The organism is Nostoc sp. UIC 10630 (genome assembly GCF_010747425.1).
Lineage (GTDB): Bacteria > Cyanobacteriota > Cyanobacteriia > Cyanobacteriales > Nostocaceae > Nostoc.
Window position 1 is genome coordinate 1 of record NZ_JAAGOG010000184.1, and the last position, 15,752, is coordinate 15,752.

Consider the following 15,752-nt stretch of genomic DNA (forward strand, 5'->3'; position numbering starts at 1 on the left):
ATAAAATACACAATGTTATATGGATAATAATGTGATATTGTTTTTTATTATTATAGCATTAGCAAGTTTACTATTTTTACCATTATTTACCGTAAATCAAGATAAACAACCTTTGCTTTTGTCAAACTCCTTATCAATTAGGCAAACTATTGAACAGGTAAAAGAGCAATACGAATCTGATTTACTGCGTATTAATGGTGTTGTTGGTGTGGGAATTAGTGAATATGAAGATAAACCTTGCATCAAAGTGTATTTAGAAAATGAATCTCTGAATGTGCAAAAGCAAATACCAAAGCAGTTAAATGGATTCAAAGTAGATACACAAGTGACGGGATCTATTCAAGCACAGCCTAAATAATAACAAGCATTTTATCTCTGTAAATAGGAGATGACGATGAACCAAGTTAATACAGTTAAACAGGATTACGAGGAACAACTGATGAGGCTACCCAACGTTACAGGGGTTGGCATTGGTGAGAGGAGGGGAAAGACAGTGATTAAGGTTTTTGTAACTCAAAAAGTTCCAGAATCCGATTTGCAGCCTCAGGAAGTTGTTCCCAAGTCCATAGAAGGGTGTGAGACAGATGTTGAAGAAATTGGGACTGTAACAGCACAAATTTAAGCAAATCAACGGGAGATTTGATATGAAATTAGATGAAAATAAGATGATACTGTCTCAACAGTACACAGCAGAGGTACAAACAGCTCACAGAGCCGCCGTAGAAGAGTTTATGAATCCACAACAGCTACGCCCCAATGTTGTTGGTTTGGGAGTGGGCGTAAAGTGGCGGAATGGAGAACCTACAGGTGAGCCAGCATTATTGACATTAGTAACTCACAAGATACCAAGAGATGAGTTGAGTAGGGCTGATCTCATACCATCGAGATTGGCAGATATGCAAACTGATGTTTTGGAAATCGGTTATCCTTTCGCGGGAGTGGGAGAGTTACGCCAAAAACCCACACAGGTAAGAACCGAGTTAATGCAACCTACTAATGGTGCAACTGGAACTTATCGTGTTACTGAAAGGATGGAGATACCAGAGATGGGGGTTGAGTTGCTGGCTAAACGCGCCCGCCCAGCTGAAGGAGGCTACAGCGTTGGACATTACAAGATTACCGCAGGGACTATTGCTACTTGCGTGTATGATATTTTGCCAGGAGGTTCTACTAATCCGCCTGTGCATGGTGTAGGTACTCCACCCCGTTACTATATTCTCAGCAATAATCACGTTTTGGCTAACAGCAACGATGCTGCGGTGGGCGATCCTATATTGCAACCAGGCCCCTTTGATGGCGGAAACGCTTCTACAGATGTTATCGCTCGTCTGAACCGATTTGTACCGATTGACTTTGAACCAACAATTCCTAGAGAACAGCACCGCAACCTTGTAGATGCTGCGATCGCAGAAGCAGCATTTCATGATATTGATCGGGAAATCTACTGGTTGGGTTATGTGCGAGGCTGGCGACGCAAGCAGGATGTAACTGTGGGAATGCCTGTGTTTAAAACTGGGCGCACTACAAACTTTACAAGCGGTAGAATTACAGCGATTAGCGCCACTGTTGATGTCGGCTATGGTAACGGCAAGGTAGCCCGTTTCAAGGATCAAATTATTACCACTAATATTTCTGCTGGTGGTGATTCTGGTTCACTGGTTGCGACTTTGGTGAATAACACCCCGGCTGCTGTAGGGTTACTATTTGCTGGCTCGTCAGTAGCTACTATTGTCAATCAAATCGAAAATGTGCGATCGCTCCTGCGGGTAGAAATTGCAGAACAGATGCTTTAGAAGCACATCTTAGCCAATTAGTAGTCCACTAACCTAACATTATCGGTTGTGGACTAGAGAAAAGTTAAGGAGGAAAGAGTAAAAAAATCTTTCCTCCTTAACTCATATACCAAAAATGTTTTTATTTTTAAATCGAAATTTGCAACAGCTAATAAGTAGAGTTTAAATGGCATTGAACCAAGATTTACAGGCTCAATTGCCTAATAAACTTGGAATTTTTTTCAAAGCGCAAATATTAGTTAAGGTTTTATTTATCATGATACAAGTAATGCAATATATACCTGATTGTTAAAACTCCTTTCTATAGAGCGAATGGCTTCTCGTAGAGTACCTCTCGCTTTCAAGAATAGAGGCTTAAATGCCTGCTCGTCTGCACTTTTTTGTAGGGGTTACAAGTTAGATTTAAGAGAAGTTTGTATATGATGTGAAGTAGCGATTGGAGAGAGGCAGCATTTGTTTGCCTCTCTATTTTTTGTGATTATATTGTTGTAAATTACTTGTTTTAAAATTTTTGTATTAATCGAATATTTTCCTTTGTTTCATGTTTTCATCAACCCAAAGAATGAGAAGAATATTTACTTAACATCTCCCCCTAGAATCAGTAAAAAAATATCTAATTAAATCATCATAAATATGTAGGTTAATAACACCTACAAAGGTAAAGGTTAAGTAAGTGAGGTTAGTCTTTTATGTCAACTCAAATCATGCAATCTGTTCAAGAGAACGAACTGTTCTCTGAAATGTCTGCTGAAGAATCTGCTACCGTTAGTGGTGGTAATGCGGTTAACGGTGCTACCGCACTCGCCGGATTCTTAGCTGCTCGGACTGCGATTCAGGTCGGTATAACCCCTGCTCAAGCAGTTATAGTAACAGCGATAGCAGCAGTATAATCCCTATGCTACCTTCTGTTAGCTAGTTCCATCAAATGATGTAAAGAGTGCGCCCCTTGTTGGGTTCCCAAAAATTCAACCGGACATTCACTACTGCAAAGTGAGGTGGGCGCATTTTTTAGACTTCATTTTTTCGGAAACTTTTCTGAGAGTAGGGGAGTGAATAATTACTTACCTTTCTGACTAGATGTGCTTAATTAAGAAGAACACAATTATGTTGCAAATTATCGATCTCGAAAATAAGGAACTGTTTACCCAAGTACATTCCGAAGAATCTACTACCGTTAATGGTGGTGATGCAGTTGCCGCAGCTACCACGCTTGCGGCATTCTTGACAGCTAACGGTGCAGCGTTCCTAACCCCTGCTCAAGCGATTATAGTAATCGCGGTAGCATTGGTATAATTGCTCTGTAGACTCCCATTAGCTTGTTCCATCATCTGAGGTGAAGAATCCGCCCCAGGCTGCCATAAATTTAACCAAATACTCGCTACTGGGAGCAATGCAATTTTGTGAGATGAACCCAAAGGTCGAGCGATCAGCTGATGAGCAATACCTGATAATAAACTAGTCTTTATTAGAAATAGTCGATTAATTGGCATTAGAATGAGTATTAAAAATAATAATCAAGTATATCCCTGCTATCAGACTGGGATTTTGGGCGTTGCTGAATTTGAGGATAAATAATTTCAACCTCTTCTAAAAAAGTACAAAAACTCCATCTTTCTATTTACGTCTCTAATCCCTTCTACTAGCACGTCTACTTTAATTTCGTACATAAATCTCTTCTACAATCTCTGTGCCTCTGTGTCTCTGTGGTTTATTAATCCACTATCTAAAGATAGACACACCACTACTTTTGTTAGAGAATTTAATTAACAATTCCTCACGTTTTCCTCACATTTTATTTCTAACCTTAAAGTAGAGTTCATTTTTAAAACAACAATGTGGTAAGAAGTGAGCCACTGTGTTTATTGATCAAACTCCAAGAGAAGTAGAGAGTATTGGAGGGGAATTATGCTCAACGTTGTGCGTCGCAGTCAAATTATCGGTTGCATGGCAATAGATGGCTCAACGGCTGATTTTGTTGGTGAGTTAGAAGAAGTCTGGCTAGATGATTCTGGACGTATTGCTTATTTTTCGGGTGGGGAAACTTATTTACCAGTAGAAGGAATTGCTGGGGTAGGCATGGGTGCGGTTTCTGTCTATTATCCCCCAGTGATTGACACTCCAGAAAATCTTCGGTGCTTGCATGAAATTAAGATTGAATCTACGCTAGGTGAAACCCTTGGCTGGGTGGAAGATTTTTTATTTGATTGGCAAACAGGAGAAATCGCTGCTTACATTGTGGCTGGAGAAATTGCGACTCCTTTTGGTGGCAGAGCAGTGCTTTATCCTGAAGATGTCGAGGAAATTACTACCGATAAAGTAATTATCCGTGAAGATGTTCAAAACCAACTTAGGGGAGAGTCAGAAGGATTGAAGGGTTTTTTCAGTGAGAAATCACAACAGGTACAACATCTGGTACATATAATAGGCGATCGCCTACATCATCTGATTGCCCCTGAAGATAAACCAGAAGTTGTCCGCGTCAAAATCAAGGAAGTCAGCGACGAAGTAGCAGCTTCTACTAATCATGCTCATCACGTTTTGCAAGAAGCTACAGAGTTTTTGCAAGAGCAATGGCATAGTTTACAACAAAGTATTGCCCGTGCAGAAGAGCGTGCAAAAGCGTCTCTAGATGCCGCCTGGAAGCAAATCCACCAAATCAAGTCTTGATTATGGACAATTTCATCCTCTTTGCTGGCACAGCTAACTCTGATTTAGCTGCCGCAGTTGCCCAGAAACTCAATATCCCCTTGGGTAAATCTCTAGTTGAACGCTTTCCAGATGGTGAGGTAAATGTGCGGTTACTGGAATCGGTACGCCAAAAGGCTGTGTTTATCCTCCAGTCCACTGCACCACCTGTTAATGACCATCTAGTAGAACTTTTAGCCTTTGCAGATGCTTGTCGTCGGGCGGCGGCTACTCGAATTACAGCGATTATTCCTTACTTTGGCTACGCCCGTGCAGATAAACGTCACGGTAGGCGCGAACCAATCACCGCCAGTATGGTAGCTGAAGTATTACAGGCTGTCGGGGTAAATCATGTTGTTACACTAGATTTACACACACTGCAAATTGAAGGTTTCTTTCGCATTCCTGTAGATAGTCTGACGGCTGTACCAATTTTTTGCGAAGCTATACGCCATTACTTACCACCTAATTTCGTAGTTGTATCGCCAGATACGGGTCGCGTACAGATGGCTACTCAATATGCCCAAAAACTTGATAATTCTGTAGTCGTGCTACACAAACACCGCACCAGTGGCACAGAAACAGAGGTGACTCGTGTTGTCGGGGATGTAAAGGGTTGTGCCTGCTTAATTATCGATGACATGATTTCCACTGGCGGCACTCTTGCTAAAAGTATTGAAGCCGTACTCAAAGCCGAAGCACGTCCAGAAATAATTATTGCTGCTACTCATGGGTTGTTTGTCAAGGAAGCGCGGGCTAAGTTAAGTCATCCCAGCGTTAAGGCGATTTTTGTTACCGACAGTGTGACTCCCAAAGAAACCGACTGGCAGCAATTAAAAATTGTCTCAATCGCACCTTTAATTGCTACTACTATTCAACGATTTAAAACTGATGGTTCAATTAGTGATTTGTTTTAGAGGTATAAAAATATGTGGCAAAATTTCCGTAATCGGACGGAAGCTGGGAAACTATTAGCTGCTCAGTTAACAGAGTATGCCAATCGTCCAGATGTTTTAGTATTAGGGCTTCCTCGTGGCGGTGTACCTGTAGCATTTGAAGTAGCAAGGACACTAGATGTACCATTAGATGTTTGCTTAGTGCGAAAACTTGGTGTACCTGAACACAAGGAACTGGCGATGGGTGCGATCGCTACTGGAGGAGTACATGTATTGAATGAAAATGTTGTAGATTGGTTGCGGATTCCTCAAGCAACTATTGATGAAGTAGCAGCAATTGAAATGCGGGAATTAGAGCGTCGCAACCTAGCCTATCGGGGTAATCATCCGCTACCAAAAGTCAAAAATCATACGATTATTCTTGTAGATGACGGTATTGCTACGGGTGCAACTATTCGTGCAGCGATCGCGACATTGAAAAAACAACAACCCCGCGAACTGGTGGTTGCAGTTCCAGTCGCAGCAGCATCCACCTGTGAAGAACTGCAAGCAGAAGTAGATAAAGTTGTATGCGTGATGATGCCAGAAGATTTGTATGCGATCGGTATTTGGTACGAGGATTTTGAGCAAACAACCGACGCAGAGGTATGTGAACTTTTGACAAGACAAAAATTACTGGTAGCAAACGACTCGTAAATGGAGGTTGAGTCAATGGATAGGACATTAATACAGAACCCCCAAGAATATCTGGTGTCGGTGACAGCAGGTGAGGTACAGCTAGAGGGCAATTTGGTGATTCCCGATCATGCTACAGGCATAGTATTATTTGCTCATGGTAGTGGTAGCAGCCGTCACAGTCCGCGTAATCGCTATGTTGCTGAAGTCTTACAACAGGCGGGACTCGCAACCTTATTAATTGATTTGCTGACTCTGGAAGAAGAAGAAATTGACCTCCGAACAAGACATTTACGCTTTGATATTGCTTTGTTGGCATCGCGGTTAGTTGGGGCTACAGATTGGCTGACACACAACCCAGATACTCGACATTTAAAAGTAGGTTACTTTGGCGCTAGTACAGGAGCCGGTGCAGCCCTGGTTGCCGCCGCAGAACGCCCAGAAGTGGTGCAGGCTATTGTCTCCCGTGGCGGACGACCTGATTTAGCTCCTTCACCCTTACCTGATGTCAAAGCACCGACATTGTTGATTGTTGGGGGTTACGATATGCCAGTGATCGCAATGAACGAGGATGCACTAGAACAGTTGCGATCGCCAAAACGCTTAGAGATTGTTCCCCAAGCCACCCATTTATTTGAAGAACCAGGTAAATTAGCCGCAGTAGCACGACTGGCAAGTGAATGGTTTACGTATTATCTCAGATAAGGGTGTAGGGCTTTAGCCTAGTTCTACAATCATCACTCATGGCTTATTCACAACCTACTTTTGCTAGAGTTCCCAATCCCCAATACTTAGCCACCAAAGTATCACAAAAATTTTTGTAAATGACAAACTAGAAGCCCAAGTTGTATGGCTAGATACAGAAAATCCCCTAGCAGCATTGGACATTGACGAAGGATTGTTACTACAGCAGCATTAATAGAAAACTAAAATTTCACTAAAACTTAAGACTATGGACGTTAAAGAACTTCTAAATCGATATGCAGCAGGCGAAAGGAACTTCTACGGTATTGCCTTACCAAAAGCTGACCTCAGAGGTGTTAACTTAGGTGGTGTAGACTTTGGTAGAGCAGACCTAAGTGGCGCTAATCTCACAAAAGCATCCATGAGTGGCGCTAATTTGTGTCAAGCAAATCTTCAAGGCGCGAACCTTGAACACGCAAATTTATCAGAAGTGATTTTAAGTGGTGCAGATTTGTGTGAAGCTACTCTATCGACAGCTAACCTGAATGAATCAGACCTTAGCGGTGCATATCTTTGTGATGCAGACTTATGTAATGCAAGTTTGCATATGGCATCACTCAGTACAGCTAACTTGCAGCGTGTGAATCTCTGTGATGCCAAAATGAGTGGAGTCAGGATGTGGAAGGCGGATTTGAGAGAAGCTGATCTCACTGGTGCTGATTTAAGTGAGGCCAATTTGAGTGACGCAAACCTGACTGGGGCAAATTTAAATGCAACAGATATAAGTGAAGCCTTTTTAACTGGGACAATTATGCCTGACGGTACTATTCATATTTAGTTTTTGGTAAGAGTCTCAGGCACAACAAGCATTATCAGCACTCAAGAATGTGTTACCGATGTAGGTAAAAGTGTATCGAGATGGTGAACTCAAGCAAATACCAGCACGGGAACTGGTGCGTGGGGATGTTATGCAATTGGAAGAAGGCGATCGCGTTTCGGCTGATGCGCGTCTGGTAAAATCTGAATTACTTGAAGTATCGTTTTATCCTGGTGTTTGATTAATTCATACCGCACTCAGCAACGCCCAAAAAGAAAAATCGATGCCTCCTTCTTGGAAGGCGATGCAATCCGTACTTAAGGCTCGATTTTGCGAGAATTACACGCCCTTCTGAAACAAAAAGATCCTAGTTTTGGTGGTCTAGTGCGGGTGCAAAATAAACGCCGTGAATTTCTGTGGGTTCATCCTCAATTTGTCGATGAGTATTAATTTTATGTGAGTCTCCAACGGAGGCGCACGTTAATTTTCGGGGTGAAATGTTTTGATATCGATTTCGGTTTTCAGTACAGTTGGATCATCTGTGTGTTGAATACGAAAACCTAGTTTTTCACAAACTTTTTGCATACCATAATTGTCAACCAAAATATCAGCAGTGATAGTGCTGAGTTGCTCATCTCGACTAACTTGCAGTAACCTTTGTAGTAACTCGGTTCCTATACCTTGGCACTGAGAGCGATCGCACACCACAATAGCAAATTCTGCTTCATTCGTACCATGTATTTTACTTAACCGCCCGACTGCCAAGATTTCCCGTGTCTGGGTTTCGGGGTTTTGATATTCCACAACTAGGGCTATTTCGCGATCGTAATCAATAAAGCAAATACGTGTTAGGCGTTCATGGGCTACTCTTGACTGGAGTTTAATTAAGTGAAAATAACGAAAATAAACACTTTGCTCTGAGAGGGTCTTGTGAAATTGCACCATCAACGGTTCATCTTCTGGACGGATGGGACGAATAATAACCGGAGTGCCATCTTTCATAGTCCAATTGCTGAGATATTGTGTAGGATATGGTCGAATTGCTAACTTTGGTAGTTTGTTTTGTTTAACATTCGGTTCATGAAGGATAATCCGCGCATCGAGGGCAATTAATTGTTCAGATGAAGCCAGCAACGGGTTAATATCGATTTCCTTAATCCAACGCTGTTCTACAACTAATTGACTAAATACCACCATTAATTGTTCAAGGGCAGCCATATCAACACTTTTGCGTCCCCGGACTCCTTTAAGCGCTTTGTAAATCTGCGTTTGCTCCATCATACGCCGCGCTAAAGTTGTATTCAGGGGTGGAAGTGCGATCACGCGATCATGAAAAATCTCTACTAGTTGTCCTCCTGTGCCAAAAAGCAACACCGGGCCAAACTGTGCATCGATACTACTGCCGATAATCAGTTCATAACCAGCCATTTTTACCATCGGCTGCACGGTTACACCTAAGAAGAGTGCTGAGTGCTAAGTGCTGAGTAATGAGGGTCGTGTTGTAGTTTATCGTGTAAGGATAATTTAATAGTGTTGTAAGCGTGTCGTACAGCTTCAGCATCTCTCAGATTTAATTGCACACCGCCAACATCAGTTTTATGAGTGATTATCTCGGAAAACAGCTTTAAAACAACTGGATAACCAATTTTTTCAGCACATTGAACTGCTTCATCCTCACTTTTAGAAACGCAAGTTGCAACCACCGGAATACCATAAGCAGCTAAAATCTGCTTCGATTCAAACTCTGTAAGAATAGTTCGCCCAGCCTGACGGGCTATTTGGATAATTTTTTCCACACAGTTACGGTCTGGTATCCCTGATGAAGGATCAAGTGCAGGCATTACCGGAGTTTCGTAGATACCACGCAGGTTATAACTAGACTGCCACATATAACTAAATATTCGAGCAGCAGTATCAGGGTAAGGATATGTGGGAATATGGTTGCGATTGAGAATCATCTCACCTGCTGCAATATCTGCTCCCCCCATCCAACTAGCAAGGATGGGTTTACCAGCTATCTGTGCATAAGGTTTCAATTGCTCGGCTGTTTGGGTGGGGTCTGTCATAGCTTGAGGCGTGAGAATCACCAATAAGCCGTCACTATTTGGGTCTTTAGCAGCAATTTTCAACGCTTTGGTATATCGTTGTGGGTCAGCGTCGCCCAGAATATCAATCGGGTTGCCGTGACTCCAATGTGCTGGTAATAGTTCATTAAGGGATGCGCTAGTTTCTTCAGAAATTGGTGCAACTTCTCCACCAGCAGCAATCAAAGCATCAGTAGCAAGTACTCCAGGCCCACCTGCGTTAGTCAAAATTGTCAGGCGTGGCCCTTGGGGACGGGGTTGTTTTGCCAGCACCTCTGCCATATCGAACAGGTCAGAGATGCTATTAACGCGCAACACCCCACAACGCCGGAAAGCTGCATCCAGAACTTCGTCACTTCCTGTCAGTGCGCCAGTATGGGAAGCTGCTGCTTTGGCTGCGGCTTCAGTCCGACCTGCTTTTATGACAATAATCGGTTTAGTTAAAGCAACTTCCCGCGCTGCTGACAAAAACGATCGCGCATTTCCAATTGATTCCATGTAAATGACAATACTTTTGGTATGCAGGTCATCACCCAGATAGTAAATCAAATCTCCCCAACCCACATCCAGCATTGAGCCAAGAGAAACAAAGGCGCTAAAACCAACGTTTTCCCGAAAACTCCAATCAAGAATAGCCGTACAAAGCGCTCCACTTTGACTAATGAAGCCGACATTCCCAGGACGCGCCATTGTACTGGCAAAAGTTGCATTTAAACCTGTGCGTGGACTCATTACACCCAAGCAATTAGGGCCAATAATCCGCATTTTGCCACGATGCGCTTGCTCAAGTATTTGCTGTTCTAAGGCTACACCCTCAGCGCCAGCTTCTTTAAAACCAGCACTGAGGATAATTGCACCTTTGATACCTGTATCCACGCACTCAGCAATAATACCTGGGACTGTTGTTGCGGGGGTGGCAATCACTGCTAAATCCACTAATTCGGGTACATCAAAGATAGTCGGGTATGCTTTGATTCCCAGAATGCTGTGCCGCTTGGGATTAACAGGGAAAACAGTTCCACCAAAAGGATTGCTAATCAAGTTCCATAATAGAGTACGCCCAACACTACCAGCTTTTTCGCTAGCACCAATTACAGCCACACTTTTTGGTGCAAAGATCGCATCAAGGGGATTCGCTTTCTCAGTTCGCAAAATATCATAGGCGCGATCGCCAGATGACTGGATAGGCTTTTGCATGAGTTGCTGTTACCTGTGGTGGAAATATATTTTAAAGAAGTAAGCTGAAATTTTCGTCTATAATCTGGGTAATTTTTTGTAAAGCGATCGCTACTCCAATTTCAGCAAATGGTGATAAGTAGCAACCTAATTCAAAGTTTACGCCTGGTACTTTTATCCACCAAGCTGGTGGACAACGATTATAAAGGGCTTGAGTGAGAGCTAAGAGCGATCGCGGATCGGCTGTATGTCCAGCGATAATATTGAAAGATTCAGATGAAAGCGATTGTACCCGCACTTGAGAACTTTCAGAAGTGAAACAAGCATCGATAAAGATTGCCAAATCAGCATAGGCTAAAGCTTCAGCAAGTTCAGGGGTGAGTTGATGGACAGCCAGAGATTTCACGTTTGATAGATGCAACGCCTTAGCTACTCGTTGCCCAATGCCATCATCACTACGCAACTCATTACCGTAACCAATGGCGTAGGCGTAGCCCGTCGTAGACATCGCTTCCGGCAGAGCGTAGCCCATCGCATTAGAATTCATATTTTTAGCTGTCTAACACTATTTTAAAGTTAGATAAAAAACTTGAGAAACTTGTGAGGAGATAGAGGAACTTAGAAGTAATGCTCACAATTTCCTCAGATTGTTGACATATAACTAAAACTGTGAAGCAACATTACAAGCGATCGGTACTTTGTAGCAGACATTATGACTACACGCGATCGCACATAGTCAAATTCTCTCCAGTCAAGGCAGGGAGAAGTTCATTGGAAGCTCACGTTAGCCTGAGATTTTTGACGCAACATCCCCCAGTTCCCTGATACTTCCTGCTTTTTTGCGGGTATGTGAATCTGAATCCTGAAAAAATTTAAGTTGTAATAAACACTGTATTTCCTCACAAGTTCCTCAAATTCTTTTTCTAACTTCAAGATAAAGATGCTCAACTATTGCATTAAATTAGCTTGAAAATTTGTGAGCCAAAAAAGATAGGTCAAGCAAAATAAAAGGAAAAGGGGAAAGAGATGAACAGGTCGCGCCACTTGCGGGCGAGGTTTTTACCTTCCTCATAAAATTTGGATTATTTCGCGCCACTTGCAGGCGAGGTTTTTACCTTTCCCCCTTTCCCTTTCCCCTTCTTATAAATAGGCATCTGCCAAAAGTAGTGAGAAAATTTTGAACTTGGAGTTACTTAGGAGATATACACCATGAGTACCATTGTTCAACCTCAAAAAGAATTTAATTTTTTTGATTTCTGGGATAGTTTTTGTCGCTGGATTACTAGTACAGAAAATCGGATTTACATCGGCTGGTTTGGTGTGTTGGCGATTCCTACCTTGTTGGCTGCCACCACCTGTTTTATTTTGGCTTTTATTGCCGCTCCCGGTGTAGATATGGATGGCATTCGTGAGCCTATCATGGGTTCACTGATGGATGGTAATAACTTAATTACAGCCGCAGTTGTACCGACCTCTGCTGCCATTGGTTTGCACTTTTATCCGATCTGGGACGCGGCATCAATGGATGAATGGCTCTACAATGGTGGACCGTATCAATTAATTGTGCTGCATTTTCTTATTGGTATTTGGTGCTATCTAGGGCGATTTTGGGAACTGAGCTATCGTTTGGGAATGCGCCCCTGGATGGCAATTGCCTATTCTGCACCCGTCATCGCTGCTACTTCCGTTTTGCTGGTTTATCCTATTGGTCAAGGTAGTTTTTCTGATGGTTTACCTTTGGGAATCACTGGAACTTTCCACTTTATGTTGGCTTTCCAAGGTGATCACAATATCCTTATGCACCCGTTTCACATGTTGGGTGTAGCAGGTATATTCAGTGGCGCACTATTTAGTTCTTTACATGCTTCTTTGGTGACTTCAACACTCATTCGGAAAACCGATGAAAATGAATCAATTAATGCCGGATATAAGTTTGGTCAACAGAAAGTCACTTACAAGTACTTAGCAGGACACTCTAGCTTTTTGGGACGGTTGTTGATTCCTATCTTTGCTAGTAAAAATCATCGTGCTTTCCATTTATTATTAGCAGCATTCCCAACGATAGGTATTTGGTTCGCAGCGATGGGTGTATGTTCGATGGCATTTAATATCAATGGATTGAACTTTAATCATTCCATCTTAGATAGTCGGGGTGAAGTAATTAGAACCAACGCTGATATCCTGAACCGTGCCAATCTGGGTATAAATGCAATGCACGCTCCTAATGTCCATAATTTTCCTTTAGTTTTGTCTAGTGGTCAACCTATTCCAGTTAGTTAAAGATTGCATCCATCCATTTTTATAGTGGTTTTTAACCTGCCTGTAATTCTAGTATTAGTCAATATTGCAGGCAGGTTTTTCATCAGAAGAATTTTGAATACGGTACTAAAAAGTCAAGTGAGCTTTTTCTTTGCTTTCTTGTCTTGATGAATTTTGGGTATTTATTTCTCCAGAGGTGTTAATTTTAAAGGATACAATGGCTCATATCCATTTAATTGCCAAATTCTAAATACCAATACAGCAGCTACAGTTAGCCATACACAAGAAAATGATAAAGTCATTCCCGCTACAGGATTAGTTTGCCAATAAATTGCCGTCACCACTACAGCAGATAACCAAGGGCCTAAAATAACTACAGGAACAGCAGCACCTAATCTCCGTTCTACAGTAAAAATCGTATTCCAAGTATCCCCTAAAGCCAGATGTACCACAAACACAATTAAAGGCAGCACTAAAAATTGGTGATTCATTTGCTGCCAAACCAATACAGAAGAAATTACCCGCAAAGCGGCAATTATCATCCAAACTATGGGAAATACTAAAGGTGGAGGAGACCATCTTGGTCTGATTACCTGGTCATAAGTCTGGCGAGAACGGGTATTATCTAAAAGAGAAAAAATCCGTGAACGGATACTTAAGAGAGCAAAAAATAATCCAGTAAATAAAGTGCTAAACCAACTGGGAAAAGAAGAATTGCTGTCAATTAACGTTACTAATTTTTCCATTCCCAGTAAGACGAGAATCATAACTACTATTTGTAGGATAGTTCCTAGTGTATAAATTAAAACTGCTCTGATATCTAGTTCTTGTGTAGTAGGTATTGATGTATCTCGATACTGTTGTTGATTCCCAGCTTTTACCCCCATCACTGTATTGACAAACTGTTCAAGCATTCCACTATTATTGGATTGATTCATAATTAAGATATTGTGCCTAGTTTGTAACAATAGGTGATTATATCGCTATTCCATTACTCTAGGCAGAGGAGAACAAGAAATATTTAGATTCAGAGGTATCTGGAATAGAATCTCGCATTCGATTCATTAATCAGTTATTGTTAGCCATGCAAATGTCGAATGTTAGGAGATAACTTTTGTGGATGTGTTGTTTTTAAGCAAGAATTCAGAATAGATTAATCTCGCCAAACTTCATTTACAATATTCCCATTTCTCCCAATTAATTGAATATACAAAGGCATTTGTCCTACCGCATGAGTTGAACAACTCAAACAAGGATCAAAAGCTCTGATTCCCGCCTCAACGCGGTTTAACATCCCTTCAGCAATTTCTGAATCGTGAATAAAATGTCGGGCAATTTGCGCGACTGTACGATTCATTGCTAGATTGTTCTGACCTGTGGCAATTACTAAATTTACTTTCTGAAGTAACCCATTTTCATCAACTTGATAATGGTGAAATAATGTACCGCGTGGTGCTTCACTTACACCTACTCCTTCTAGTTGGTTGATGCCAGCATCAGCACGCAATTTTTTAGACATTAAATCTGGGTCATCTATTATAATTTCTATGCGTTCAATGCAAGCCAGAATCTCAATTAACCGGGCGTAGTGATAGAAAAATGATGAAGTGACAGTGCCTTTACCTCTGTCTCTAAATTCTCTCAATTCTGCATCAGCTAAAGGTGTACCAATATAACTGCAAACATTCAGACGTGCTAGCGGCCCTACCCGATAAATACCACTATCTAAACGACAATGGTCGCTCTGGTCAGGATAACCTAAAGGGCGATAATAGGGAGATTTTAAATAGGAATCTGGTTGAACTGCTTCACCAATAAATTCTTGATAATGAGTTGGATCAAGTTTATCAGCAATAATATTTCCAGCACTATCTACAAAACGAATATGTCCGTCGTAGTTCTCCCACAAACCATCAGGAGTGACCAACCCCATAAATAAACTAGGGAAATTTCCGAAGGTTTGCACTTCTTTTTGATAATCATTGAGTAAGTCTTTAAATTTACCCAGTGCATCTAATATTGTGGTGCGTGCTTCCGGGATGCGGTTTTGAATATGGGTGCGTCCTTCTATCGATAAGGGTTCGCGGACACCACCAGGAACCGCCCATGATGGGTGGATCTTTCGCCCTCCCAATTGTTCAATAATCTCTTGTCCAAATTGACGCAAGCGGATTCCCCCACGCGCCAGTTCCGGTTCAGCTGCAATTAAACCAAATACATTGCGTTTTTCGGGGTCGCTATCCATTCCTAATAATAAATCTGGGGCGCTGAGGTGGAAGAAACTCAGGGCGTGGGATTGGATAATTTGTCCCAAGTTCATCAAACGACGCAGTTTTTCCGCAGCTTTGGGAATTGTAACTGCAAGGATGCGATCGCCTGCCTTTGCTGATGCTAACAAATGGCTTACCGGACAAATGCCACAAATTCGCGCCGTAATTCCTGGCATTTCCCACAAAGGGCGACCCTCGCAGAACTTTTCAAAACCACGAAATTCTGTAACATGAAAGCGAGCATCGCTCACTTGTCCTGTCTCATCCAGATAAATACTGATTTTGGCGTGTCCTTCAATTCGGGTAACTGGGTCGATGATTACTTTTTTCATAACTATCTCAGATCAACCACTAGTAGTTCACTTTCGTGACTTGGCCGGGAAAAGGGTAAGGGGGAAGTGGGGATAAGGGGC

16 protein-coding genes and 1 pseudogene are annotated in these 15,752 nt (G+C 42.0%); 13 read left to right on the top strand and 4 right to left on the bottom strand.

Annotated elements, in window-relative coordinates; translation table 11 throughout:
* The first annotated feature begins 19 nt into the window (after positions 1-19).
* The 11 genes from G1O98_RS29955 to G1O98_RS40295 all read left to right on the top strand — a co-directional run bounded on the left by G1O98_RS29955 (position 20) and on the right by G1O98_RS40295 (position 7,791).
* Positions 20-358 carry a hypothetical protein gene (locus G1O98_RS29955; protein ID WP_202985832.1) on the top strand — a complete coding sequence of 113 codons (339 nt, stop codon included), beginning with the start codon at positions 20-22 and terminating at the stop codon, positions 356-358.
* A 36-nt stretch (positions 359-394) separates the two neighbouring features.
* On the top strand, positions 395-622 hold the full coding sequence (locus tag G1O98_RS29960; protein WP_163935881.1) for a hypothetical protein: 228 nt from the start codon (positions 395-397) through the stop codon (positions 620-622).
* Between the two features lie 22 nt (positions 623-644).
* On the top strand, positions 645-1,793 hold the full coding sequence (locus G1O98_RS29965; RefSeq protein ID WP_163935883.1) for a hypothetical protein: 1,149 nt from the start codon (positions 645-647) through the stop codon (positions 1,791-1,793).
* A gap of 689 nt (positions 1,794-2,482) precedes the next feature.
* A complete protein-coding gene (locus G1O98_RS29970; RefSeq protein WP_163935886.1) occupies positions 2,483-2,683 on the top strand; it encodes a hypothetical protein in 201 nt (66 codons plus the stop codon).
* Between the two features lie 214 nt (positions 2,684-2,897).
* Positions 2,898-3,086 carry a hypothetical protein gene (locus G1O98_RS29975; protein ID WP_163935889.1) on the top strand — a complete coding sequence of 63 codons (189 nt, stop codon included), beginning with the start codon at positions 2,898-2,900 and terminating at the stop codon, positions 3,084-3,086.
* A gap of 612 nt (positions 3,087-3,698) precedes the next feature.
* Positions 3,699-4,460 (top strand): PRC-barrel domain-containing protein, encoded by a 762-nt coding sequence (locus tag G1O98_RS29980; RefSeq protein WP_163935892.1) that lies wholly within the window; start codon positions 3,699-3,701, stop codon positions 4,458-4,460.
* A gap of 2 nt (positions 4,461-4,462) precedes the next feature.
* Positions 4,463-5,395: a ribose-phosphate pyrophosphokinase gene (locus G1O98_RS29985; protein ID WP_163935895.1), complete on the top strand. Its 933-nt coding sequence runs from the start codon at positions 4,463-4,465 to the stop codon at positions 5,393-5,395.
* A gap of 12 nt (positions 5,396-5,407) precedes the next feature.
* The gene (locus G1O98_RS29990) at positions 5,408-6,070 is read left to right on the top strand and encodes a phosphoribosyltransferase (RefSeq protein ID WP_163935899.1); all 663 of its coding nucleotides are present in this window, start codon (positions 5,408-5,410) and stop codon (positions 6,068-6,070) included.
* 15 nt (positions 6,071-6,085) lie between these two features.
* The gene (locus G1O98_RS29995; RefSeq protein WP_163935903.1) at positions 6,086-6,754 is read left to right on the top strand and encodes a dienelactone hydrolase family protein; all 669 of its coding nucleotides are present in this window, start codon (positions 6,086-6,088) and stop codon (positions 6,752-6,754) included.
* A 247-nt stretch (positions 6,755-7,001) separates the two neighbouring features.
* A complete protein-coding gene (locus G1O98_RS30000; RefSeq protein WP_163935906.1) occupies positions 7,002-7,571 on the top strand; it encodes a pentapeptide repeat-containing protein in 570 nt (189 codons plus the stop codon).
* A 70-nt stretch (positions 7,572-7,641) separates the two neighbouring features.
* A complete protein-coding gene (locus G1O98_RS40295; protein ID WP_345940606.1) occupies positions 7,642-7,791 on the top strand; it encodes a hypothetical protein in 150 nt (49 codons plus the stop codon).
* A 239-nt stretch (positions 7,792-8,030) separates the two neighbouring features.
* On the opposite strand, the pseudogene G1O98_RS30010 reads toward G1O98_RS40295, so the two are convergent.
* Together G1O98_RS30010 and G1O98_RS30015 are read right to left on the bottom strand one after the other, a co-directional pair.
* Positions 8,031-10,831: pseudogene (locus G1O98_RS30010) on the bottom strand (bifunctional acetate--CoA ligase family protein/GNAT family N-acetyltransferase).
* A gap of 31 nt (positions 10,832-10,862) precedes the next feature.
* On the bottom strand, positions 10,863-11,318 hold the full coding sequence (locus G1O98_RS30015; protein ID WP_163935924.1) for a hydrogenase maturation protease: 456 nt from the start codon (positions 11,316-11,318) through the stop codon (positions 10,863-10,865).
* A 161-nt stretch (positions 11,319-11,479) separates the two neighbouring features.
* Here G1O98_RS30015 and G1O98_RS30020 point away from each other — a divergent pair, with 161 nt between their 5' ends.
* Together G1O98_RS30020 and G1O98_RS30025 are read left to right on the top strand one after the other, a co-directional pair.
* Positions 11,480-11,635 (top strand): hypothetical protein, encoded by a 156-nt coding sequence (locus G1O98_RS30020; RefSeq protein WP_163935908.1) that lies wholly within the window; start codon positions 11,480-11,482, stop codon positions 11,633-11,635.
* Between the two features lie 384 nt (positions 11,636-12,019).
* Positions 12,020-13,090, top strand: coding sequence for a Photosystem Q(B) protein 1 (locus G1O98_RS30025; protein WP_163935912.1), 1,071 nt, complete (start codon positions 12,020-12,022; stop codon positions 13,088-13,090).
* A gap of 161 nt (positions 13,091-13,251) precedes the next feature.
* On the opposite strand, the gene G1O98_RS30030 is transcribed toward G1O98_RS30025, so the two are convergent.
* Together G1O98_RS30030 and G1O98_RS30035 are read right to left on the bottom strand one after the other, a co-directional pair.
* On the bottom strand, positions 13,252-14,007 hold the full coding sequence (locus G1O98_RS30030) for a TspO/MBR family protein (RefSeq protein WP_163935915.1): 756 nt from the start codon (positions 14,005-14,007) through the stop codon (positions 13,252-13,254).
* Positions 14,008-14,222: 215 nt separating this feature from the next.
* Positions 14,223-15,671: a Ni/Fe hydrogenase subunit alpha gene (locus tag G1O98_RS30035; RefSeq protein ID WP_163935918.1), complete on the bottom strand. Its 1,449-nt coding sequence runs from the start codon at positions 15,669-15,671 to the stop codon at positions 14,223-14,225.
* Between the last annotated feature and the right edge of the window lie 81 nt (positions 15,672-15,752).

Bases quoted from the DNA above. Each gene is read 5' to 3' on its own strand.
- G1O98_RS29955 (WP_202985832.1), top strand. From the start codon at position 20: ATGGATAATAATGTGATATTGTTTTTTATTATTATAGCATTAGCAAGT.
- G1O98_RS29960 (WP_163935881.1), top strand. From the start codon at position 395: ATGAACCAAGTTAATACAGTTAAACAGGATTACGAGGAACAACTGATG.
- G1O98_RS29965 (WP_163935883.1), top strand. From the start codon at position 645: ATGAAATTAGATGAAAATAAGATGATACTGTCTCAACAGTACACAGCA.
- G1O98_RS29970 (WP_163935886.1), top strand. From the start codon at position 2,483: ATGTCAACTCAAATCATGCAATCTGTTCAAGAGAACGAACTGTTCTCT.
- G1O98_RS29975 (WP_163935889.1), top strand. From the start codon at position 2,898: ATGTTGCAAATTATCGATCTCGAAAATAAGGAACTGTTTACCCAAGTA.
- G1O98_RS29980 (WP_163935892.1), top strand. From the start codon at position 3,699: ATGCTCAACGTTGTGCGTCGCAGTCAAATTATCGGTTGCATGGCAATA.
- G1O98_RS29985 (WP_163935895.1), top strand. From the start codon at position 4,463: ATGGACAATTTCATCCTCTTTGCTGGCACAGCTAACTCTGATTTAGCT.
- G1O98_RS29990 (WP_163935899.1), top strand. From the start codon at position 5,408: ATGTGGCAAAATTTCCGTAATCGGACGGAAGCTGGGAAACTATTAGCT.
- G1O98_RS29995 (WP_163935903.1), top strand. From the start codon at position 6,086: ATGGATAGGACATTAATACAGAACCCCCAAGAATATCTGGTGTCGGTG.
- G1O98_RS30000 (WP_163935906.1), top strand. From the start codon at position 7,002: ATGGACGTTAAAGAACTTCTAAATCGATATGCAGCAGGCGAAAGGAAC.
- G1O98_RS30015 (WP_163935924.1), bottom strand. From the start codon at position 11,318: ATGTCTACGACGGGCTACGCCTACGCCATTGGTTACGGTAATGAGTTG.
- G1O98_RS30025 (WP_163935912.1), top strand. From the start codon at position 12,020: ATGAGTACCATTGTTCAACCTCAAAAAGAATTTAATTTTTTTGATTTC.
- G1O98_RS30030 (WP_163935915.1), bottom strand. From the start codon at position 14,007: ATGAATCAATCCAATAATAGTGGAATGCTTGAACAGTTTGTCAATACA.
- G1O98_RS30035 (WP_163935918.1), bottom strand. From the start codon at position 15,671: ATGAAAAAAGTAATCATCGACCCAGTTACCCGAATTGAAGGACACGCC.